This window comes from Enterobacter sp. UCD-UG_FMILLET, from assembly GCF_000762975.1.
GTDB classification, from domain to species: domain Bacteria; phylum Pseudomonadota; class Gammaproteobacteria; order Enterobacterales; family Enterobacteriaceae; genus Enterobacter; species Enterobacter dykesii.
Map to the genome: position 1 here is coordinate 37,449 of NZ_JRJC01000042.1, position 21,284 is coordinate 58,732.

The following is a 21,284-nucleotide window of genomic DNA, read 5'->3' on the forward strand; positions in this document are numbered from 1 at the left end:
GGTCTTGTTTCTGTTTTTGTGTATCGTCGTTGTTTTGGGCTACCATGGCGGCCCGGTGCGGAAAATGGCCCACACCTTACATTATCATAATGACAAATTAACATAGTCGGAACATACGGCGCTTCTATGATTGTTTTCTCCTCGTTACAAATTCGTCGCGGCGTGCGCGTCCTGCTGGATAACGCCACTGCTACCATCAACCCAGGCCAAAAAGTGGGTCTGGTCGGCAAAAACGGCTGCGGTAAATCCACCCTGCTGGCCCTGCTGAAAAACGAGATTAGCGCGGATGGCGGTAACTTTACCTTCCCGGGAAACTGGCAACTCGCCTGGGTAAACCAGGAGACGCCTGCGCTGAGCGAACCGGCACTCGACTATGTTATCGACGGCGACCGTGAATACCGCAAGCTGGAAGCGGAACTTCATTCTGCTAACGAGCGCAACGACGGTCACGCCATCGCCACCGTTCACGGCAAGCTGGACGCCATCGACGCCTGGACCATTCGCTCCCGCGCCTCCAGCCTGCTGCACGGCCTGGGCTTCAGCAACGAGCAGCTGGAACGCCCGGTCAGCGACTTCTCCGGCGGCTGGCGTATGCGTCTTAACCTGGCGCAGGCGCTGATCTGCCGCTCTGACCTGCTGTTGCTCGACGAACCGACCAACCACCTCGATCTCGATGCGGTTATTTGGCTGGAGAAGTGGCTCAAGAGCTATCAGGGCACTCTGATTCTGATCTCCCACGACCGCGACTTCCTTGATCCTGTGGTGGATAAAATTATCCATATCGAACAGCAAACGATGTTCGAGTACACCGGCAACTACAGCTCCTTCGAGCGCCAGCGCGCGACGCGGCTCGCCCAGCAGCAGTCCATGTACGAAAGCCAGCAGCAGCGCGTGGCGCACCTGCAGAGCTTTGTGGATCGCTTTAAGGCCAAAGCCTCAAAAGCCAAGCAGGCCCAGAGCCGCATCAAGATGCTGGAACGCATGGAGATGATTGCCCCGGCGCACGTGGATAACCCGTTCCACTTCAGCTTCCGCGAGCCGGAAAGCCTGCCGAACCCGCTGCTGAAGATGGAGAAGGTCAGCGCGGGCTATGCCGACCGCATTATTCTCGACTCCATCAAGCTCAACCTGGTGCCGGGTTCGCGCATTGGCCTGCTGGGGCGTAACGGCGCCGGTAAATCGACGCTGATCAAACTGCTGGCGGGCGAGCTTAACCCGGTCAGCGGCGAAATCGGCCTGGCGAAGGGCATCAAGCTGGGCTACTTCGCCCAGCATCAGCTGGAATTTTTACGCGCGGATGAATCGCCGATTCAACACCTCGCGCGTCTTGCGCCGCAGGAGATGGAGCAGAAGCTGCGCGACTATCTCGGCGGCTTCGGCTTCCAGGGCGATAAGGTGACGGAAAACACCGAGCGCTTCTCCGGCGGCGAAAAGGCCCGTCTGGTGCTGGCGCTGATCGTCTGGCAGCGCCCGAACCTGCTGCTGCTCGATGAACCGACCAACCACCTGGATCTCGACATGCGTCAGGCACTGACTGAAGCGCTGATCGAGTTCGAAGGTGCGCTGGTTGTGGTTTCGCACGATCGTCACCTGATCCGCTCCACCACGGACGATCTCTATTTAGTGCACGGCGGCAAAGTCGAACCGTTCGACGGCGATCTGGAGGACTACCAGCAGTGGCTGACGGACGTGCAGAAGCAGGAAAACCAGCCGGAAGAGTCCGCGAAAGATAACGCCAACAGCGCGCAGGCGCGTAAAGACCAGAAGCGCCGTGAAGCGGAGCTGCGCACCCAGACGCAGCCGCTGCGTAAAGAGATTACCCGTCTCGAAAAAGAGATGGAAAAACTCAACGCCACGCTGGCTATCGTTGAAGAGAAGCTCGGCGACAGCGGCCTGTATGACCAGAGCCGCAAGGCTGAGCTGACGGACTGCCTGCAAACCCAGGCGAAGACCAAATCCAGCCTCGAAGAGTGCGAGATGGCGTGGCTGGACGCGCAGGAACAGCTGGAAGCGATGCTGCAGGCTGACTGACCTGTTTACCCCGTTTGAAGAACAGAATCCGTACCGGGTTCGGAAATCCAGCTTAAACGGGGTACAATTCGGAAAGTATCGTAAATTTCCGACAAGAATCAGCATCGCGCTTATGACCCAAATCATTCCATCAGACTTCGACATTGTGGCCGAAGACAGCACTGAGTTCGTGCCTATGCGCGGCGTGGCCAATCCCCATTTGCAGACCATGCTGCCGCGACTGATCCGCCGCAAGGTTCAGTTCACCCCGCACTGGCAACGGCTTGACCTGCCAGACGGTGATTTTCTGGATCTCGCCTGGAGCGAAGCGCCGGAACAGGCTCGTCATAAGCCGCGTCTGGTGGTTTTCCACGGTCTGGAAGGCAGCCTTAACAGCCCGTATGCACATGGGCTAATTGAGGCGGCAAAAGCGCGCGGCTGGCTCGGCGTGGTGATGCATTTTCGCGGCTGCAGCGGTGAACCGAATCGCCAGAAACGCATTTATCACTCGGGTGAAACCGAAGACGGGACGTGGTTTTTACACTGGCTGCGGGAAAATTATGGCACCGTGCCAACGGCCGCCGTGGGCTACTCGCTGGGCGGCAACATGCTGGCCTGTCTGCTGGCCAAAGAGGGTGAAAGCGTCCCGCTGGATGCCGCCGTCATTGTCTCCGCCCCGTTTATGCTGGAGCAGTGCAGCTACCACATGGATAAAGGCTTTTCCCGCGTCTATCAGCGCTACCTGCTCAACCTTCTGAAGGCCAACGCGGCGCGTAAGCTGAAGGCCTACCCGGATACCCTGCCGGTAAGCCTGCGCCAGCTGAAAAAGGTGCGCCGTATCCGCGAGTTCGACGACCTGATCACCGCGAAAATCCACGGCTTCACCGATGCGATTGACTATTATCGTCAGTGCAGCGCCATGCCGCTGCTCAGCAAGATCACGCAGCCAACGCTGATTATTCATGCCAAAGATGACCCGTTTATGGATCATCATTCGATCCCCGCTCAGGAATTCCTGCCCGACAACGTTCACTATCAGTTGACCGAGCATGGCGGCCACGTCGGGTTTATCGGCGGCACGCTGCGCCGCCCGAAAATGTGGCTTGAGGCGCGTATTCCTGACTGGCTAACCCCTTATATGGACGGTGCAAAATGATTATTCCCTGGCAGGATCTGGCGCCCATTACGCTCGATAATCTGATTGAAAGCTTTGTATTACGCGAAGGCACCGATTATGGTGAACAGGAACGCTCGCTTGAGCAAAAGGTCAACGATGTTAAGCGCCAGCTGAAAAGCGGCGACGTGGTGCTGGTGTGGTCAGAACTGCATGAGACGGTCAATATCATGCCCCGCAACGCGTTTCACGGCTGATCTTCCACCCTTTTCAGTCAGGGAGTTGCTATGTCTGCCAGACATCCGGTTATTGCCGTTACGGGGTCGAGTGGTGCGGGAACCACCACCACCAGCCTCGCATTTCGCAAGATTTTCGCCCAGCTGAATCTCCGTGCGGCAGAGGTCGAAGGCGACAGCTTTCACCGCTACACGCGTCCGGAGATGGACATGGCCATTCGTAAGGCGCGCGATTCGGGTAAACACATCAGCTACTTCGGCCCGGAAGCCAATGACTTCGGCCTGCTGGAACAAACCTTTATAGAGTACGGTAAGAGCGGCAAAGGGCAGTCCCGCAAGTATCTGCACACCTATGATGAAGCCGTCCCCTGGAATCAGGTGCCGGGAACCTTTACCCCGTGGCAGCCGCTGCCGGAACCCACCGACGTCCTGTTTTACGAGGGATTGCACGGTGGCGTGGTCACCCCTCAACACGACGTGGCGCGCCATGTGGATCTGCTGGTCGGCGTGGTCCCTATCGTTAACCTGGAGTGGATCCAGAAGCTGACGCGCGACATGAGCGAGCGCGGCCATTCGCGAGAGGCGGTGATGGACTCGGTGGTGCGCTCCATGGAGGATTACATTAACTTCCTGACGCCGCAGTTTTCCCGCACCCATATCAACTTCCAGCGCGTGCCGACGGTGGACACCTCAAACCCGTTTGCCGCTAAAAGCATCCCGTCGCTGGATGAAAGCTTTGTGGTGATCCATTTCCGCAATCTCGAAGGCATTGATTACCCGTGGCTGCTGGCAATGCTGCAGGGCTCGTTTATTTCGCACATGAATACGTTAGTCGTGCCGGGCGGAAAAATGGGGCTGGCGATGGAGCTCATCATGACGCCGCTGGTGGAGCGACTGATGGAAGGGAAACAGATCGCGTGAGCATGTTCCCTCTCCCTGTGGGAGAGGGTTAGGGTGAGGGCATCAACACGCACGATGCCCCATCAATCACGCCTCGATCACTTCATACGAGTGCGTGATTTTTACCGCTTTCTCCAGCATCAACGCCACAGAACAGTACTTCTCCGCAGACAGGTCCACCGCACGCGAGACCGCCGCGTCTTTCAGCTCTTTACCGGTGACCACAAAGTGCAGGTTAATATGGGTGAACAGGCGTGGCGCCTCTTCACGACGTTCTGACGTGAGTTTAACCTCACAATCCGTCACGTCATGACGACCTTTCTGCAGAATCGACACTACGTCAATCGCGCTGCATCCGCCTGCCGCCATCAGCACCATTTCCATTGGGCTTGGCGCTTTATCGCCGGAGTTACCGTCCATCAAAATCTGGTGTCCTGACGCGGACTCGCCCAGGAACGTTAAACCTTCAACCCATTTCACGCGCGCTTGCATATTCATTAACTCCAACGTTGCATTTTTGGTGACAGATTACGCGTGCGTTACATTTCTCGCAATGGAAGGCGACCTGCATCATGCTGAAGCGAGACACCAGGAGACACGCGGCGAAAGCTATGCTAAAACACTCAGGATGCTACAGTAATACATTGACGTTACACATGTATGCAGAGGACATCAAACTTTACTGGCTGCGAAACGTTACGGTAGCCGACTTCCCAGGGTATGGGTAAGAATTCGATTGCAACCCCAGAGTCCGGATGCATCTGATGACTCTGGTGACAGCTTATAACAGAGGATAACAGCGCATGGTGCTTGGCAAACCGCAAACAGACCCGACTCTCGAATGGTTCTTGTCTCATTGCCACATTCATAAGTACCCATCGAAGAGCACGCTGATTCACCAGGGTGAAAAAGCGGAAACGTTGTATTACATCGTTAAAGGCTCGGTGGCAGTGCTGATCAAAGATGAAGAAGGGAAAGAGATGATCCTTTCTTATCTGAACCAGGGCGATTTCATCGGTGAACTGGGCCTGTTTGAAGAGGGCCAGGAACGTAGCGCCTGGGTTCGTGCAAAGACAGCATGTGAAGTGGCTGAAATTTCTTACAAGAAGTTCCGTCAGCTGATTCAGGTTAACCCTGACATCCTGATGCGTCTTTCTTCCCAGATGGCGCGCCGTCTGCAGGTGACGTCAGAGAAAGTGGGTAACCTCGCCTTCCTGGACGTTACCGGCCGTATCGCGCAAACCCTGCTGAACCTGGCGAAACAGCCAGACGCCATGACCCACCCGGACGGCATGCAAATAAAAATTACCCGTCAGGAAATTGGTCAGATCGTCGGTTGCTCCCGTGAAACAGTGGGCCGTATCCTGAAAATGCTGGAAGATCAAAACCTGATCTCCGCCCACGGTAAAACCATCGTGGTCTACGGAACGCGTTAATTCCGCTTAAACGGCGTGCCATCGCAAGGTGTCACGCCGTTTTTGTCTCTACTCCCCATGTGGCGCAGGCTGATCTATCACCCGGAAGTTAACTACGCACTGCGACAAACGCTGGTGTTGTGTCTTCCTGTGGCCATAGGCCTGATCCTCGGACATCTTCAGCAAGGTCTGCTGTTCTCCCTCGTGCCCGCCTGCTGCAATATTGCCGGTCTTGACACGCCGCATAAGCGCTTTTTCAAACGCCTGATTATCGGCGGCTGCCTGTTTGCCGGGTGTAGCCTCGCCGTGCAGCTTCTGCTTGCCCGGGATATCCCGCTGCCGCTGATCCTGACCGTGCTGGCGATGACCCTTGGCGTCACGGCGGAAATCAGTTCGCTGCATGCCCGCCTGCTTCCCGCTTCGCTGATTGCGGCCATTTTCACGCTGAGCCTCGCCGGGAACATGCCGGTGTGGGAGCCGCTGCTGATCTACGCCCTGGGGACATTATGGTACGGGCTGTTTAACTGGTTTTGGTTCTGGCTGTGGCGGGAGCAGCCGCTGCGTGAATCCCTGAGCCTGCTCTATGTGCAGCTTGCGGATTACTGCGAAGCCAAATACACCCTGCTCACCCAGCATACCGATCCGGAAAAATCCTTACCGCCGCTGCTGACGCGCCAGCAGAAGGTAGTGGATCTCATAAGCCAGTGCTATCAGCAGCTGCATATGCTCGCCGCCAACAAGAACCACGAGTACAAACGGCTGCTGCGCACCTTCCAGGTCGGGCTGGATCTACAGGAGCACATCTCCGTAAGCCTTCACCACCCGCAGGAGGTGCAAAAGCTGGTCGAGCGCAGCCACGCCGAAGCGGTGATCCGCTGGAACGCACAAACTGTGTCCGCACGTCTGCGCGTGCTGGCCGACGATATTCTCTACCACCGCTACCCGACGCGCTTTAACATGGACAAGCAGCTGGGCGCGCTGGAGAAAATCGCCCGCCAGCATCCCGATAACCCGGTCGGCCAGTTTGCCGCCTGGCACTTCAGCCGCATCGCCCGCGTGTTGCGCACGCAGCGCCCGCTTTATTCCCGCGACCTGATGGCGGATAAGCAGAAACGGCTTCCTCTATTGCCCGCGCTCAAAAGCTATCTTTCTCTTAAATCGTCCGCCCTGCGCAACGCCGCAAGGATCAGCGTGATGCTCAGTACCGCCAGCCTGATGGGCATGGCGCTGCACCTGCCGAAACCGTACTGGATCTTAATGACCGTGCTGTTTGTCACCCAGAACGGCTACGGCGCCACGCGGGTGCGTATTCTGCATCGGGCCGGCGGAACGATGGCCGGGCTGATCATCGCGGGCGTGACGCTACACTTCCACGTGCCGGAAGGCTATACCCTTGCAGGGATGCTGGCGATTACGCTGGTGAGCTACCTGATTATCCGCAAAAACTACGGCTGGGCGATGGTGGGCTTTACGGTGACGGCGGTATACACCCTGCAGTTGCTTACGCTGAACGGCGAACAGTTTATTGTCGCCAGGCTGATTGATACCCTGATCGGGTGCCTGATTGCCTTTGGCGGAATGGTCTGGCTGTGGCCGCAGTGGCAGAGCGGGCTGCTGAGGCAAAACGCCCACGACGCGCTGGAAGCCGACCAGCAGGCTATTCGCCTGATCCTGAGCGACGACCCGCAGCCCTCCCCGCTGGCCTATCAGCGGATGAAGGTCAACCAGGCGCACAACGCCCTGTTTAACTCGCTCAACCAGGCGATGCAGGAGCCAGGCTTTAACTCGCACTATCTGGCAGACATGAAGCTCTGGGTGACGCACAGCCAGTTTATCGTCGAGCATATTAACGCCATGACCACGCTGGCGCGCGAGCACACGATGCTGACGCCGGATCTGGCGCAGCGCTATTTGCAGTCGTGTGAAATTGCGTTGCAGAGGTGTCAGCAGCGTCTGGAGTATGACGCGCCGGGCGAGTCGGGTGACTCAAACATTCTGGAAGCGCCGGAGACGTTGACCCACGGGCCAATGAGCACCCTGGAGCAGCATTTGCAGCGCATTCTGGGGCATCTGAACACCATGCACACCATTTCGTCGGTGGCATGGCGTCAGCGTCCGCATCACGGGATTTGGCTAACCCGCAGGTTAAAGCGAACCGAGTATTAGCCTTTAACGATCTTCGCGACCGCGGCGGCAAAGCGGGTTAACCCGTCTTCGATGTCTTTGTCTTCTACCACCAGCGACGGCGCAAAGCGCATCACGTCCGGTCCGGCGTTGAGCACCATCACACCTTCGTGCGCGGCGGCGTGCAGGAAATCACGCGCGCGGCCTTTGTACTGCGGCTTCAGCTCGGCGCCAATCAGCAGCCCCATCCCACGGATCTCGCTGAACACGTCGTACTGCTCATCAATCTTCTGCAGGTGTTTTACGAACAGCTCGCGCTTCGCGCTAACGCTGTTCAACACCTCTGGCGTGTTGATGATGTCGAATGCGGCACCCGCCACGGCGCTCGCCAGCGGGTTACCGCCGTAGGTTGAGCCGTGAGAACCGACGTGGAACGCGGAGGCGATCTCCTGCGTCGTCAGGACCGCGCTCACCGGGAAACCACCGCCAAGCGCTTTGGCGCTGGTCAGAATATCCGGCGTTACGCCGTAGTGCATATACGCGAACAGATCGCCGGTACGCCCCATCCCGCACTGCACTTCATCAAAGACCAGCAGCGCCTGATGTTCGTCGCACAGCGCGCGCAGCCCTTTCAGGAATTCCGGGGTTGCCGCGGTCACGCCGCCTTCCCCCTGAATCGGCTCCACAACAACGGCGCAGGTGTGATCGTCCATGACCGCTTTCACCGCGTGCAGATCGTTAAACGGCACGTGGACGATGTCGGCCGGTTTCGGGCCAAACCCGTCGGAATACTTCGGCTGGCCGCCAACGGAGACGGTAAAGAAGGAGCGTCCGTGGAAGGCATTGTGGAAGGCGATAATTTTGGTCTTGTACGGGCTGTGGCGCGTTGTGGCGTAGTAGCGCGCCAGCTTAAAGGCGGTTTCGTTGGCTTCGGTGCCGGAGTTCATAAACAGCACGCGCTCGGCAAAGGTCGCATCAATGATCTTGCGGCCCAGGCGCAGCGCCGGTTCGTTGGTGAACACGTTGCTGGTATGCCACAGGGTTTCGCCCTGGGTTTTCAGCGCCTCAACCAGCGCGGGATGGCAATGACCCAGCGCCGTGACCGCAATACCGCCCGCGAAATCCACATACTCTTTACCCTGCTGATCCCAGACGCGGCTGCCTTTCCCCTTCACCGGGATAAACTCAGCCGGTGCATAAATCGGCAGGATCACTTCATCAAATGTCGCGCGGGTAATTGCTGGTTGTTCAGTTGCCATGTCATGACCATCCATTTTTATGTCACAGTGATTGTGAAAATATAATCACAAAATATGCATAAAAAATCACAACAAGGCAACAGATATTCAGCGATTGAGAAAATTTGCCAGCAGCGCGTGCCCCTGCTCGCTGAGGATGCTTTCCGGGTGGAACTGCACGCCTTCGAGATCCCATTCGCGATGGCGAATCCCCATGATCTCCTGCGTATCGCTCCAGGCGGTCACCTCAAAGCAGTCGGGCAGCGTAGACGGGTCAATCACCAGGGAATGGTATCGCGTCACGGTTAACGGATTATTGAGCCCCGTAAATACCCCGGTACTGGTGTGTGTTACCAGAGAAGTTTTACCGTGCATCACTTTCGCGGCGCGCACGATGGTGGCACCAAACGCCTGGGCAATCGCCTGATGGCCCAGACAGACGCCGAGGATTGGCAGCTTGCCGGCATAGTGCTGGATAACATCCAGAGAAATACCCGATTCCGACGGCGTACACGGCCCCGGAGAAATCACGATTTTCTGCGGAGCCAGCGTCCCGATATCGTCCAGTCCGATCTCGTCGTTACGGCGGACAACCACCTCTGCACCCAGTTCACAAAAATACTGGTAAAGGTTCCAGGTGAAGGAATCGTAGTTATCAATCAGCAGAATCATGGCGGCTCCCGAAAAAAATGCCGCCCTATTCTACTCAGATTCCCGCGCTTCGCTCACTACTTTGGCAAAGATAGCGTTTAGCGCGGTTAAATCTCCCGTTGCGCCGCTTCGGTTAGCCGCCACCCACTGGTCGGGATCGATATCGCGCCAGTCCAGCGAGTAGCCCGCGTGGAGCGCCAGCTGCTCGAAGAAAACGCGTTGGGCAATACCGTTGCCGCGCATAAACGGATGAAGCATGTTGATTTCGCAGTAATAGTGGCTAACCCGGTCAACAAACGCCGCTTTCTCAAGGCCCACGAGATACTTTTCGCTTTCCAGCGCCGCCATCAGCTCGTTACCCATCTTCTCGATGTATTCGAAATGACAGAAAGGAATGTCGCCCTTAAAAATATCGTCGGTACGTAACTCGCCTGCCCGCTTCATCTCGCTGCGGTACAAATGGCGATGAATAAGGCACAGATGGGGCAACCCAGGCGCGGAAGGCCCAAGCTCCAGCGTCTCAATATGGGGCTCTGAGGGACCATTACCTTTTTCAAGGAGACAACTGGCCTGTAAATTGACGTTACGCTGCTGCTCCCAGAGACGGGATTTTTGCTTGTCGGTGAGTTTTTTCACTTAACGCCTCCCTGAATAGTCCGTTTGCCACAAGTATAAGCAGCAAAACGCGCTTTCGCAGGGAGGGTCATATGACGCGGGCAGGAGAAGCCCGCGTTGAGAAGAATTACGGCAGAACTTTTGCGGAGAGGATCACGACAGGTTTTGACGGCACATTCTGATACGGACCGACGTCGTGAGTAGGCACCTGAGAAATCTTGTCGGCCACGTCCATGCCTTTCACGATTTTACCGAAAACCGCATAGCCAAAGTCACGCTGGCCGTGGTCGAGGAAGGCGTTATCCGCCACGTTCAGGAAGAACTGGCTGGTCGCACTGTCTTTGTCCGCGGTACGCGCCATGGAGATGGTGCCGCGCTTGTTCAGCAGGCCGTTGTCCGCTTCGTTTTTAATAGGCGGGTTCGGCTGTTTCTGCTGCATCTGCTCGTTGAAGCCACCACCCTGAATCATGAAGCCTGGGATCACGCGGTGGAAAGTGGTGTTGTTATAGAAACCACTGTTCACGTAGTCGAGGAAGTTTTTCACGGAAACAGGGGCTTTCTGGCTATTCAGTTCCAGCTCAATATTCCCGGCAGAGGTGGTCAGCAGTACGTGAGGGTCCCCTTTGGCTGCCAGCGCAGCAGGGGAAACGGCAGAAAGAGCAAACACAGCTGCGACAGCCGCCAGTGTTGATTTGAGCATGAGAATTCCTTAACAAAGCGCAGTATAAAAAGCGAATGGCTTGATTCTAAAGAGCAGTATGAACGGAGACCAGCCTTTTACCTAATTTTACGAAGTTGAAACAATTATTACTACGCAAACGATTGGTTATGCCGCCAATTAATGTGATTTAGATCACACTAAAAACTGCAATGACACAATCATTGCCCTTAAAAGATAGGAATAGATCACTTTACCGACTAAAATCTGCCCGCTCTCAGCGCCCCCTGGGCGCTTTTCTTTTTCTGAACAGGCCAGACATGACTAACAGCAATCGCATCAAGCTCACATGGATCAGCTTCTTCTCCTACGCCCTGACCGGTGCGTTGGTGATCGTCACCGGGATGGTGATGGGAAATATCGCAGACTACTTCCAGCTGCCCGTTTCCAGCATGAGTAACACCTTCACCTTCCTCAACGCGGGGATCCTGATCTCTATCTTCCTGAACGCCTGGCTGATGGAAATCGTCCCACTGAAAACCCAGCTGCGCTTTGGCTTTGTGCTGATGGTTGCCGCCGTGGCGGGACTGATGCTGAGCCACAGCATCGCCCTGTTCTCCGCAGCCATGTTCGTGCTCGGTCTGGTCAGCGGGATCACCATGTCGATCGGTACGTTCCTGATTACCCATATGTATGAAGGCCGCCAGCGCGGCGCGCGTCTGCTGTTTACCGACTCCTTCTTCAGCATGGCCGGAATGATTTTCCCGATGGTCGCGGCGGTTCTGCTGGCGCGCAGCATCGAGTGGTACTGGGTCTATGCCTGCATCGGCCTGGTCTACGTGGCGATCTTTATTCTGACCTTCGGCTGCGAGTTCCCGGTGCTGGGCAAGAAAGCGCAAACCACCGCAGAGCCCGTTGCGAAAGAAAAGTGGGGCATCGGCGTGCTGTTCCTCTCCATCGCCGCGCTGTGCTACATCCTGGGCCAGCTGGGCTTTATCTCCTGGGTACCGGAGTACGCCAAAGGTCTGGGCATGAGCCTGAACGACGCGGGTAAACTGGTGAGCGATTTCTGGATGTCTTACATGTTCGGCATGTGGGCGTTTAGCTTCATCCTGCGCTTCTTCGACCTGCAGCGCATTCTGACCGTGCTGGCGGGGCTGGCGACCGTGCTGATGTACCTGTTCATCAACGGTTCGCCGGAGCATATGCCGTGGTTCATTCTGACCCTGGGCTTCTTCTCCAGCGCCATTTATACCTCGATCATCACCCTGGGCTCTCTGCAGACCAAAGTGGCTTCGCCGAAGCTGGTTAACTTCGTCCTGACCTGCGGCACCATCGGCACCATGCTGACCTTCGTGGTCACCGGCCCGATCGTCGCCCACAGCGGTCCGCTGGCGGCGCTGCACACCGCGAACGGTCTGTATGCCGTGGTATTCATCATGTGCTTCGTTCTGGGCTTCGTGACCCGCCACCGCCAGCACAACGCGGCAGCAGCGTCTCACTAACCCCTACGCCCCTTTGCGCTCGGCAGAGGGGCTGTTTCTGGCAAAACTTACCTCTTCTCCTCCGATATCCATCTGGATCCAGGTCTGCGCCAGCTGCGTGGTGGCGATAATCCGCCCCTGACGAATCGACCAGCGCACCGGCACCTGACAGCGCACCGCTTCAAACCCGCTCTCGGCAGGCAGAATAATCAGGTTCGCCGGGTTCCCCGTGGCAATACCGTAATCGCTCAGGCCGAAGGTCCGGGCGCTGTTATGGGTGATGAGATTCAGGCCGCTGTCGATTTGCGGATAGCCCATCATCTGGCAGACGTGCAGACCCATATGCAGCACCTGCAGCATGTTGCCGGTGCCGAGCGGGTACCACGGGTCGAAGACGTCGTCATGGCCGAAGCAGACGTTAATGCCCGCTTCCTGGAGCTCTTTCACCCGGGTGATGCCGCGGCGCTTCGGATAGTCATCAAAGCGTCCCTGCAGATGAATATTGACCAGCGGGTTAGCGACGAAGTTAATCCCCGACATCTTCAACAGGCGGAAGAGCCGCGAGGTGTAAGCGCCGTTGTAGGAGTGCATGGCGGTGGTGTGGCTGGCCGTCACGCGCGGGCCGATGCCGGCCTCATACGCCAGCGCTGCCACCGTCTCGACAAACCGCGACTGTTCGTCGTCGATTTCATCGCAGTGGATATCCAGCGGACGGTCATACTTCTTCGCCAGTTCAAAAGCGATATGCAGCGACTGCACGCCATACTCGCGGGTGAACTCGAAGTGTGGGATCGCCCCCACCACGTCGGCCCCCAGCCTTAACGCCTCTTCCAGCAGCGCCGCGCCGTTCGGGTAAGAGAGAATACCTTCCTGCGGGAACGCGACGATTTGCAGCGTCACCCACGGGGCAACCTCCTGCTTCACCTCCAGCATCGCCTTCAGGGCGGTAAGCGTCGGGTCGGAGACATCCACATGGGTGCGGACAAACTGGATGCCGTTGGCAATTTGCCACTTCAGCGTTTTCCAGGCGCGCGCTTTGACATCCTCATGGCTGAGCAACGCCTTGCGCTCCGCCCAGCGCTCAATGCCCTCAAACAGCGTGCCGGATTGGTTCCAGTTCGGCTCACCCGCGGTCTGGGTCGTATCAAGATGGATATGCGGCTCAATGAACGGCGGGATAGCCAGCCCGCCGCGCGCGTTCAATACTTCATAACTTTCGGCGTGGGTGTCGTCCATCGGGGTGATGTCACCAAATCGCCCGTTCTCAATGGCGAGCTGCCACAGCCCTTCCTGACCCGGTAAACGAACATTCTGAACAAGCCATAACGGTGTCGTAGACATACCCTTCCCCTAAAAAACGCCGCTGATATTCAGGCGTATCGATTTTGGCAAAACCGCCCCTGATTTGTACACAAATTCAACGAGCGCGAAAAGCCTGCGATTTCCGCCACTTATAAAAATCCTGACAAATCAGTCGCATACCACCTAAGGAGTAGGCGAAGACGTATTTGATTTGCATCAATAAGCGCCCCTGCTGAATCGTTAAGGTAGGCAATAATAGAAAAGAAATCGAGGCAATAATGAGCAAAGTCAGACTCGCTATCATCGGTAACGGCATGGTCGGCCACCGCTTTATCGAGGATCTTCTCGATAAGGCCGATGCTGAGCAGTTCGATATTACCGTGTTCTGTGAAGAACCCCGCAAGGCGTACGACCGTGTGCACCTGTCTTCCTACTTCTCCCATCATACCGCCGAAGAGCTCTCTCTGGTGCGCGAAGGTTTCTACGAGAAGCATGGCGTAAAAGTGCTGGTGGGCGAACGCGCTATCACCATCAACCGTCAGGAAAAAGTGATCCACTCCAGCGCCGGGCGTACGGTTTTTTACGACAAGCTGATCATGGCGACGGGCTCCTATCCGTGGATCCCGCCGATCAAAGGCTCGGAAACTCAGGATTGCTTCGTCTACCGTACCATTGAAGACCTCAACGCCATTGAGTCCTGCGCACGCAGAAGCAAACGCGGTGCGGTTGTCGGCGGCGGTCTGCTGGGTCTGGAAGCGGCAGGCGCGCTGAAAAACCTCGGCGTTGAAACCCACGTCATCGAATTTGCCCCGATGCTGATGGCCGAACAGCTGGACCACATGGGCGGTGACCAGCTGCGCCGTAAAATCGAAAGTATGGGCGTGAAGGTTCACACCAGCAAAAACACCAAAGAGATCGTTCAGGAAGGTACTGAAGCGCGCAAAACCATGCGCTTTGCCGACGGCAGCGAGCTGGAAGTGGACTTCATCGTCTTCTCAACCGGTATTCGCCCGCGCGACAAGCTGGCGACCCAGTGCGGTCTGGCCGTGGCGCAGCGCGGCGGGATCATGATCAACGACACATGCCAGACCTCCGATCCGGATATCTACGCGATTGGCGAATGCGCCAGCTGGAACAACCGCGTATACGGCCTGGTGGCACCGGGCTACAAAATGGCGCAGGTCGCCGTGGACCATATCCTCGGCAGCGAAAACGCGTTTACCGGTGCAGACATGAGCGCCAAGCTGAAGCTGCTGGGCGTGGACGTGGGCGGTATTGGCGATGCGCATGGCCGCACCCCGAATTCCCGCAGCTATGTCTATCTCGACGAAAGCAAAGAAGTCTACAAACGTCTTATCGTCAGCCAGGATAACAAAACCCTGCTCGGCGCGGTGCTGGTGGGCGATACCAGCGATTTCGGCAACCTGCTCCAGCTGGTGCTGAACGCCATCGAACTGCCGGAAAACCCGGACGCGCTGATCCTCCCGGCTCATGCCTCCAGCGGCAAGCCCTCTATCGGCGTGGATAAACTGCCGGACAGCGCGCAGATTTGCTCCTGCTTCGACGTCACCAAAGGCATGCTGATCTCCGCCATCAACAAAGGCTGCCACACAGTTACAGCCCTGAAAGCCGAAACCAAAGCCGGTACCGGCTGCGGCGGCTGTATTCCGCTGGTCACTCAGGTGCTGAACGCCGAACTGGCGAAACAGGGCATCGAAGTGAACAACAACCTGTGCGAGCACTTCGCGTATTCTCGCCAGGAGCTGTATCACCTGATCCGCGTGGAGGGCATTAAGTCCTTTGACGAGCTGCTGGCGAAGCACGGCCGGGGCTACGGCTGCGAAGTGTGTAAACCGACCGTCGGCTCCCTGCTGGCCTCCTGCTGGAACGAGTACGTGCTCAAGCCCGAGCATACGCCGCTGCAGGACACCAACGACAACTTCCTGGCCAACATCCAGAAAGACGGTACCTACTCCGTTATTCCACGTTCCGCCGGGGGCGAAATCACGCCGGAAGGGCTGGTCGCCGTGGGTCGTATTGCGCGTGAATTTAACCTGTACACCAAAATCACCGGCTCCCAGCGTATCGGCCTGTTCGGCGCGCAAAAGGATGACCTGCCGGAAATCTGGCGTCAGCTGATTGAAGCCGGCTTCGAAACCGGCCACGCATACGCCAAAGCGCTGCGTATGGCGAAAACCTGCGTGGGCAGCACCTGGTGCCGTTACGGCGTCGGCGACAGCGTGGGCTTCGGCGTGGAGCTGGAAAACCGCTACAAAGGCATCCGCACCCCGCACAAAATGAAGTTTGGCGTCTCCGGCTGTACCCGCGAATGTGCGGAAGCGCAGGGTAAAGACGTGGGTATTATCGCCACCGAGAAAGGCTGGAACCTGTACGTCTGCGGCAACGGCGGGATGAAGCCACGCCACGCGGACCTGCTGGCGGCGGATCTCGATCGCGACACGCTGATTCAGTATCTCGACCGCTTCATGATGTTCTACATCCGCACCGCCGATAAGCTGACCCGTACCGCCTCCTGGCTCGATAACCTGGAAGGCGGCATCGACTACCTGAAATCGGTGATCATCGACGACAAGCTGGGCCTGAACGAGCACCTGGAAGCGGAGATGGCGCGCCTGCGCGAGGCGGTGATCTGCGAATGGACGGAAACCGTCAACACCCCGGCGGCGCAGACGCGCTTCAAACACTTTATCAACAGCACCCAGCGCGACCCGAACGTACAGGTTGTGCCGGAGCGTGAACAGCATCGTCCGGCGACACCGTATGAACGTATTCCGGTCACGCTGGTGGAGGAAAACGCATGAGCCAGTGGATAAACATTTGCGATATTAACGACATCATCCCGGCCGCCGGCGTATGCGCGCTGCTGGGCAGCGAGCAGGTTGCGATTTTCCGCCCTCGCCACGATGAAGAGGTCTTTGCCATCAGCAATATCGACCCGTTCTTCGAGGCCAGCGTGCTCTCCCGCGGACTGATTGCCGAGCACCAGGGCGAACTGTGGGTCGCCAGCCCGCTGAAAAAACAGCGTTTCCGCTTAAGCGACGGCTACTGCATGGAAGATGAGAGTCATTCAGTGAAGCACTATGACGTTCGCGTGAAGGACGGCAAGGTGCAGCTGAAAGGCTAATCCCCCGCCTTTTCAATACGAAAAGCTTATGACCCCTTATGGGTAACGGCAGGAAAAACCGTATGTTTTGTACGATTCCTGCTGTTATCCTGACGTCAATTCTTACCCCCTCCATGAATGCTGCGAGGTAACGTCGTGGATCACCTGCCGATTTTTTGTCAATTACGCAACCGCGACTGCCTGCTCGTGGGCGGCGGCGATGTGGCTGAACGCAAAGCGCGCCTGCTGTTAGAGGCTGGCGCCCGACTGACCGTTAACGCCATTGCCTTCGCCCCACAGTTTGAGGTCTGGGCTCAGGAAGGGATGCTCACGCTGGAACAGGGAGAATTTGATGAGTCCCTGCTGGATACCTGCTGGCTGACCATTGCCGCGACGGATGACGATGAAGTGAACCAGCGCGTGAGCGATGCCTGCGAAGCGCGCCGTATCTTTTGCAACGTGGTCGATGCGCCGAAAGAGGCCAGCTTTATCATGCCGTCGATTATCGACCGCTCGCCGCTGATTATCGCGGTATCGTCCGGCGGACGCTCGCCGGTTCTCGCACGCCTGCTGCGGGAAAAACTGGAGGCCGTGCTGCCGCAGCACCTTGGTCAGATTGCGCATTACGCCGGGCAGCTCCGCTCCCGCGTGAAGCAAACCTTCTCGACCGTTGGCGAGCGCCGTCGCTTCTGGGAAAAATTCTTTGTGAACGACAGGCTGGCGCAGTCGCTGGCGAATCAGGACACCAAGGCCGTTGAAGAGACGACCGAACAGCTGCTGAGCGAGCCGCTGGACCATCGCGGCGAAGTGGTGCTGGTGGGCGCAGGCCCCGGCGATGCGGGCTTGCTGACGCTGAAAGGGCTACAGCAGATCCAGCAGGCCGATACCGTGGTTTACGATCGCCTGGTCTCCGATGACATCATGAACCTGGTACGCCGCGATGCCGACCGCGTCTTCGTGGGAAAACGGGCGGGCTACCACTGCGTGCCGCAGGAGGAGATTAACCAGATCCTGCTGCGCGAGGCGCAGAAAGGTAAGCGCGTGGTGCGCCTTAAGGGTGGCGATCCGTTTATCTTTGGTCGCGGCGGCGAGGAGCTGGAAACCCTGTGTGACGCGGGGATCCCGTTCTCCGTGGTGCCGGGCATTACGGCGGCATCCGGCTGCTCGGCTTACTCTGGCATTCCGCTGACCCACCGCGACTATGCCCAAAGCGTGCGTCTGGTGACGGGCCATCTGAAAACCGGCTGCGAGCTGGACTGGCATAACCTGGCCGCGGAAAAGCAGACGCTGGTCTTCTACATGGGGCTGAACCAGGCCGCGACGATTCAGGCGAAGCTGCTGGAGCACGGCATGGAGGCTGATATGCCGGTTGCGCTGGTGGAAAACGGTACGTCCATCAAGCAACGCGTGGTGAATGGTGTACTGACGCAGCTCGGCGAGCTGGCGCAGCAGGTCGAAAGCCCGGCGCTGATTGTGGTAGGTCGCGTGGTTGAGCTGCGCGATAAGCTGAACTGGTTCTCGAATCACTAACGCATATTCTTCCTTTGCGGAGTAGTCCTTATGCGGACTACTCCCCTCTTACCGCTGTCGATAACATACCGCCCCGAAGTGGAATTTCTCCCTTTATTCCCTTGAGTTACATCCAACTTTCGTTTTTAAGACAAGGAATGCGTATGTTCAAACTGGCAAAAGCCGCCGTTCTGGTTGGCCTGTTATCGACTCTGACTGCCTGTACCGGTCATGTACAGAACACCAAAAATAACTGCAGCTACGATTACCTGCTGCACCCGGCGATCTCCATTTCGAAGATCATCGGTGGCTGCGGCCCGGCGGCGGAGCAGTAAGCGTTTTTCAGGCGTAAAAAAACCGGGATATCCCGGTTTTTTAATTTGGAGAGTGTGGTTTTTAGTCGGGTGGCGCTAACGCTTACCCGGCAAGCAGACTCAAGGCTTCGCAACAAACCCAATCGCTTCGTACACCGCTTTCAGGGTTTCGGACGCGCGCGCGCTGGCTTTTTCCGCGCCGTCTTTCATCACCTTCTGCAGGAAAGCTTCGTCGTTACGGTAGCGGTGATAACGCTCCTGCAGCTCGGTCAGCATGCCGGAAACGGCATCTGCCACTTCACCTTTCAGGTGGCCGTACATCTTGCCTTCGAAGTGTTTTTCCAGCTCAGGGATGCTCTGGCCGGTCACGCCGGAGAGGATATCCAGCAGGTTGGAGACGCCCGCTTTGTTCTGCACGTCATAGCGCACCACAGGCGGCTCGTCGGAGTCGGTGACCGCGCGCTTGAGCTTTTTGACGACGGATTTCGGATCTTCCAGCAGGCCGATAACGTTGTTGCGGTTATCGTCAGACTTGGACATCTTCTTGGTCGGCTCCAGCAGCGACATCACGCGCGCGCCGGACTTCGGAATGAACGGCTCCGGCACTTTGAACACATCGCCGTAAATCGCGTTAAAGCGCTGGGCGATATCGCGGCTCAACTCCAGATGCTGCTTCTGGTCTTCACCTACCGGCACCTGGTTGGTTTGATACAGCAGGATGTCTGCAGCCATCAGCACCGGATAGTCGAACAGGCCGGCGTTGATGTTTTCAGAGTAGCGCGCGGATTTATCCTTGAACTGGGTCATGCGGCTCAGCTCGCCGAAATAGGTGTAGCAGTTCAGCGCCCAGCCCAGCTGCGCGTGCTCCGGCACGTGAGACTGAACGAAAATGGTGCTCTTCTCAGGATCGATGCCGCAGGCCAGGTACAGCGCCAGGGTGTCCAGGGTGGCTTTACGCAGCTTCTCAGGATCCTGACGCGCGGTAATCGCATGGAGATCGACGATGCAGTAAATGCAATGGTACTCATCCTGCATACTGACCCACTGACGTAACGCACCCATGTAGTTACCAATGGTCAATTCACCTGAAGGCTGTGCGCCACTAAAAACGATGGGCTTAGTCATTATTCAATTCCTGATGTTCACTGTGCGAAAGCCCGAGTGCGGGCAACAAATCTTTGAAGTGGTCGAAGACCACATCCGGCTCACTTAGCGTGATGGCTTCACCGTAGTTGTAGCCATAGGTTAATCCGACGGAAGGACACCCAGCCGCTCGGGCAGCCAGAATATCATTGCGTGAATCCCCGACAAAGAGCAGCTCTGCAGGCGTTAAGGATAATTTTCCTGCCACCAGCAACAGCGGTTCCGGATGCGGTTTTTTGTTCTGCACATCGTCGCCGCCCACAATCACGGAGAAATACTTCGCGATATCAAGCGCTTCAAGCAGCGGTGCAACGAACGGCGTGGGTTTGTTGGTCACCAGCCCCAGCGGGATGCCCTTCGCGTGCAGCGCGCTCAGCGTTTCCTGAACGTCCGGGAACAGGAAACTGCCCTCCTCGACGGTCTCTTCATAGAAACGATCGAACAGTTTGCGCAGAATCCGCAGCTGCTCATCCTTAGGGATGTCAGCGTGGTCAACGCTCGGTTTACCCTGCGCGGAACGCTGCGACGCGCGCTCCTGACGCGCCCACGTCAACGCGCGCTCCATCAGAACATCGGCGCCGTTGCCAATCCACGTTACCACGCGCTCTTCCCCCGCAACGGGGAGTTCAAGTGCATACAGCGCCTGGTCTACAGCGCTCGTTAAGCCCGGCGCGCTGTCAACCAGCGTACCGTCGAGGTCGAATGCCACACCCCGAATTACCTGCAATTTATCCATGACTTACCTTCGCCAGCTCACGGCGCATTTCATCAATGACTTTTTTGTAATCCGGTTGGTCGAAAATTGCCGAACCTGCAACGAACATATCCGCGCCGGCTGCCGCAATTTCACCAATGTTATTCACTTTCACACCGCCGTCCACTTCCAGGCGAATATCGTAACCTGACTCATCAATGCGACGGCGCACTTCACGCAGCTTATCCAGCGTGTGGGGAATGAACGACTGACCGCCAAAGCCCGGGTTAACGGACATCAGCAGAATCACGTCCAGCTTGTCCATTACGTAATCGAGATAGCTCAGCGGCGTGGCCGGGTTAAACACCAGACCCGCCTTACAGCCGTTCTCTTTGATCAGCTGCAGCGTGCGGTCCACGTGCTCAGAAGCTTCCGGATGGAAAGTGATGATGCTGGCACCCGCTGCGGCGAAGTCAGGCACGATGCGATCAACAGGCTTCACCATCAGGTGAACGTCGATAGGCGCGGTAATGCCATAGTTACGTAATGCCTTGAGCACCATTGGGCCAATGGTCAGGTTAGGGACGTAGTGGTTGTCCATAACGTCGAAATGGACGACATCTGCGCCAGCCGCGAGAGCTTTGGCGGTGTCTTCACCCAGGCGGGCAAAATCGGCCGACAGAATTGAGGGAGCAATCAAAAACTGTTTCATCCGCTTCTCCTTGAAATGTGTTTACCGGCGGGCAAAACGGC

The 21,284-nt window shown here is 57.2% G+C and carries 19 protein-coding genes and 2 pseudogenes; 11 read left to right on the forward strand and 10 right to left on the reverse strand.

From position 1 onward, the window contains the following. The first annotated feature begins 126 nt into the window (after window positions 1-126). From LA04_RS19935 to LA04_RS19950, 4 genes are all read left to right on the forward strand, one after another. The gene (locus tag LA04_RS19935) at window positions 127-2,031 is read left to right on the forward strand and encodes an ABC transporter ATP-binding protein (RefSeq protein WP_033146795.1); all 1,905 of its coding nucleotides are present in this window, start codon (window positions 127-129) and stop codon (window positions 2,029-2,031) included. Window positions 2,032-2,143: 112 nt separating this feature from the next. Beyond that, on the forward strand, window positions 2,144-3,166 hold the full coding sequence (locus LA04_RS19940) for a hydrolase (protein WP_047652865.1): 1,023 nt from the start codon (window positions 2,144-2,146) through the stop codon (window positions 3,164-3,166). Continuing rightward, complete coding sequence (locus tag LA04_RS19945) at window positions 3,163-3,381, forward strand: YheU family protein (protein WP_047652866.1); 219 nt, start codon at window positions 3,163-3,165, stop codon at window positions 3,379-3,381. The genes LA04_RS19940 and LA04_RS19945 overlap by 4 nt, the downstream gene beginning before the upstream one ends. A 30-nt stretch (window positions 3,382-3,411) precedes the next feature. Next, the gene (locus LA04_RS19950) at window positions 3,412-4,281 is read left to right on the forward strand and encodes a phosphoribulokinase (protein ID WP_023309465.1); all 870 of its coding nucleotides are present in this window, start codon (window positions 3,412-3,414) and stop codon (window positions 4,279-4,281) included. Window positions 4,282-4,347: 66 nt separating this feature from the next. On the opposite strand, the gene LA04_RS19955 is transcribed toward LA04_RS19950, so the two are convergent. Further along, window positions 4,348-4,752, reverse strand: a complete 405-nt coding sequence (locus LA04_RS19955; RefSeq protein WP_008503018.1) for an OsmC family protein — start codon at window positions 4,750-4,752, stop codon at window positions 4,348-4,350. Between the two features lie 311 nt (window positions 4,753-5,063). Here LA04_RS19955 and crp point away from each other — a divergent pair, with 311 nt between their 5' ends. Then, a complete protein-coding gene (gene crp / locus LA04_RS19960) occupies window positions 5,064-5,696 on the forward strand; it encodes a cAMP-activated global transcriptional regulator CRP (protein WP_000242758.1) in 633 nt (210 codons plus the stop codon). Window positions 5,697-5,753: 57 nt separating this feature from the next. Further along, window positions 5,754-7,841, forward strand: a complete 2,088-nt coding sequence (locus tag LA04_RS19965) for a YccS/YhfK family putative transporter (RefSeq protein ID WP_047652867.1) — start codon at window positions 5,754-5,756, stop codon at window positions 7,839-7,841. Here the strand turns inward: LA04_RS19965 and argD are convergent. The 5 genes and pseudogenes from argD to ppiA form a co-directional block, all read right to left on the reverse strand. Further along, window positions 7,838-9,058, reverse strand: a complete 1,221-nt coding sequence (argD, locus tag LA04_RS19970) for a bifunctional acetylornithine/succinyldiaminopimelate transaminase (RefSeq protein WP_200882537.1) — start codon at window positions 9,056-9,058, stop codon at window positions 7,838-7,840. The two genes, LA04_RS19965 and argD, sit on opposite strands and share 4 nt — an antisense overlap. A gap of 87 nt (window positions 9,059-9,145) precedes the next feature. Next, a complete protein-coding gene (pabA, locus tag LA04_RS19975) occupies window positions 9,146-9,709 on the reverse strand; it encodes an aminodeoxychorismate synthase component 2 (RefSeq protein ID WP_047652869.1) in 564 nt (187 codons plus the stop codon). A gap of 30 nt (window positions 9,710-9,739) precedes the next feature. After that, window positions 9,740-10,207 (reverse strand): annotated as a pseudogene (locus LA04_RS19980) (putative adenosine monophosphate-protein transferase Fic); the annotation flags it as partial. A gap of 45 nt (window positions 10,208-10,252) precedes the next feature. Then, window positions 10,253-10,324 (reverse strand): annotated as a pseudogene (locus LA04_RS25160) (YhfG family protein); the annotation flags it as partial. A gap of 106 nt (window positions 10,325-10,430) precedes the next feature. After that, the gene (ppiA, locus tag LA04_RS19985) at window positions 10,431-11,003 is read right to left on the reverse strand and encodes a peptidylprolyl isomerase A (RefSeq protein ID WP_014885514.1); all 573 of its coding nucleotides are present in this window, start codon (window positions 11,001-11,003) and stop codon (window positions 10,431-10,433) included. A 278-nt stretch (window positions 11,004-11,281) separates the two neighbouring features. Here ppiA and tsgA point away from each other — a divergent pair, with 278 nt between their 5' ends. Continuing rightward, complete coding sequence (tsgA, locus tag LA04_RS19990; RefSeq protein WP_039263090.1) at window positions 11,282-12,466, forward strand: MFS transporter TsgA; 1,185 nt, start codon at window positions 11,282-11,284, stop codon at window positions 12,464-12,466. A gap of 3 nt (window positions 12,467-12,469) precedes the next feature. Here the strand turns inward: tsgA and LA04_RS19995 are convergent, their stop codons facing one another. After that, the gene (locus LA04_RS19995) at window positions 12,470-13,786 is read right to left on the reverse strand and encodes a cytosine deaminase (RefSeq protein WP_047652872.1); all 1,317 of its coding nucleotides are present in this window, start codon (window positions 13,784-13,786) and stop codon (window positions 12,470-12,472) included. Window positions 13,787-14,025: 239 nt separating this feature from the next. Between LA04_RS19995 and nirB the strand changes: the two genes are divergently transcribed. The 4 genes from nirB (at window position 14,026) to LA04_RS20015 (ending at window position 18,715) form a co-directional block, all read left to right on the forward strand. Continuing rightward, entirely contained in the window at window positions 14,026-16,569 is a 2,544-nt protein-coding gene (nirB, locus tag LA04_RS20000; RefSeq protein WP_047652873.1) for a nitrite reductase large subunit NirB, read from the forward strand. Continuing rightward, the gene (gene nirD, locus LA04_RS20005) at window positions 16,566-16,892 is read left to right on the forward strand and encodes a nitrite reductase small subunit NirD (RefSeq protein WP_047652874.1); all 327 of its coding nucleotides are present in this window, start codon (window positions 16,566-16,568) and stop codon (window positions 16,890-16,892) included. Before nirB ends, nirD begins: the two co-directional genes overlap by 4 nt. A 135-nt stretch (window positions 16,893-17,027) precedes the next feature. Further along, window positions 17,028-18,401 (forward strand): siroheme synthase CysG, encoded by a 1,374-nt coding sequence (cysG, locus tag LA04_RS20010; RefSeq protein ID WP_047652875.1) that lies wholly within the window; start codon window positions 17,028-17,030, stop codon window positions 18,399-18,401. A 143-nt stretch (window positions 18,402-18,544) separates the two neighbouring features. After that, entirely contained in the window at window positions 18,545-18,715 is a 171-nt protein-coding gene (locus tag LA04_RS20015) for a YhfL family protein (protein ID WP_047646835.1), read from the forward strand. A 99-nt stretch (window positions 18,716-18,814) separates the two neighbouring features. Here LA04_RS20015 and trpS read toward each other — a convergent pair whose 3' ends face one another. The 3 genes from trpS to rpe are packed head-to-tail and all read right to left on the reverse strand — an operon-like array spanning window position 18,815 to window position 21,243. Next, on the reverse strand, window positions 18,815-19,819 hold the full coding sequence (gene trpS, locus LA04_RS20020; protein ID WP_032662284.1) for a tryptophan--tRNA ligase: 1,005 nt from the start codon (window positions 19,817-19,819) through the stop codon (window positions 18,815-18,817). Next, window positions 19,812-20,573 (reverse strand): phosphoglycolate phosphatase, encoded by a 762-nt coding sequence (gph, locus tag LA04_RS20025; RefSeq protein WP_047652877.1) that lies wholly within the window; start codon window positions 20,571-20,573, stop codon window positions 19,812-19,814. Before gph ends, trpS begins: the two co-directional genes overlap by 8 nt. Continuing rightward, the gene (rpe, locus tag LA04_RS20030) at window positions 20,566-21,243 is read right to left on the reverse strand and encodes a ribulose-phosphate 3-epimerase (protein WP_024907923.1); all 678 of its coding nucleotides are present in this window, start codon (window positions 21,241-21,243) and stop codon (window positions 20,566-20,568) included. The genes gph and rpe overlap by 8 nt, the downstream gene beginning before the upstream one ends. Window positions 21,244-21,284 lie beyond the last annotated feature (41 nt).

What these genes read in the sequence shown, in the direction of transcription:
- LA04_RS19935 (WP_033146795.1), top strand. Translation starts at nt 127, where the DNA reads ATGATTGTTTTCTCCTCGTTACAAATTCGTCGCGGCGTGCGCGTCCTG.
- LA04_RS19945 (WP_047652866.1), top strand. Translation starts at nt 3,163, where the DNA reads ATGATTATTCCCTGGCAGGATCTGGCGCCCATTACGCTCGATAATCTG.
- trpS (WP_032662284.1), bottom strand. Translation starts at nt 19,819, where the DNA reads ATGACTAAGCCCATCGTTTTTAGTGGCGCACAGCCTTCAGGTGAATTG.
- rpe (WP_024907923.1), bottom strand. Translation starts at nt 21,243, where the DNA reads ATGAAACAGTTTTTGATTGCTCCCTCAATTCTGTCGGCCGATTTTGCC.
- tsgA (WP_039263090.1), top strand. Translation starts at nt 11,282, where the DNA reads ATGACTAACAGCAATCGCATCAAGCTCACATGGATCAGCTTCTTCTCC.
- LA04_RS19965 (WP_047652867.1), top strand. Translation starts at nt 5,754, where the DNA reads ATGTGGCGCAGGCTGATCTATCACCCGGAAGTTAACTACGCACTGCGA.
- argD (WP_200882537.1), bottom strand. Translation starts at nt 9,058, where the DNA reads ATGGCAACTGAACAACCAGCAATTACCCGCGCGACATTTGATGAAGTG.
- LA04_RS20015 (WP_047646835.1), top strand. Translation starts at nt 18,545, where the DNA reads ATGTTCAAACTGGCAAAAGCCGCCGTTCTGGTTGGCCTGTTATCGACT.
- nirD (WP_047652874.1), top strand. Translation starts at nt 16,566, where the DNA reads ATGAGCCAGTGGATAAACATTTGCGATATTAACGACATCATCCCGGCC.
- LA04_RS19995 (WP_047652872.1), bottom strand. Translation starts at nt 13,786, where the DNA reads ATGTCTACGACACCGTTATGGCTTGTTCAGAATGTTCGTTTACCGGGT.
- nirB (WP_047652873.1), top strand. Translation starts at nt 14,026, where the DNA reads ATGAGCAAAGTCAGACTCGCTATCATCGGTAACGGCATGGTCGGCCAC.
- LA04_RS19950 (WP_023309465.1), top strand. Translation starts at nt 3,412, where the DNA reads ATGTCTGCCAGACATCCGGTTATTGCCGTTACGGGGTCGAGTGGTGCG.
- ppiA (WP_014885514.1), bottom strand. Translation starts at nt 11,003, where the DNA reads ATGCTCAAATCAACACTGGCGGCTGTCGCAGCTGTGTTTGCTCTTTCT.
- LA04_RS19955 (WP_008503018.1), bottom strand. Translation starts at nt 4,752, where the DNA reads ATGCAAGCGCGCGTGAAATGGGTTGAAGGTTTAACGTTCCTGGGCGAG.
- pabA (WP_047652869.1), bottom strand. Translation starts at nt 9,709, where the DNA reads ATGATTCTGCTGATTGATAACTACGATTCCTTCACCTGGAACCTTTAC.
- crp (WP_000242758.1), top strand. Translation starts at nt 5,064, where the DNA reads ATGGTGCTTGGCAAACCGCAAACAGACCCGACTCTCGAATGGTTCTTG.
- LA04_RS19940 (WP_047652865.1), top strand. Translation starts at nt 2,144, where the DNA reads ATGACCCAAATCATTCCATCAGACTTCGACATTGTGGCCGAAGACAGC.
- gph (WP_047652877.1), bottom strand. Translation starts at nt 20,573, where the DNA reads ATGGATAAATTGCAGGTAATTCGGGGTGTGGCATTCGACCTCGACGGT.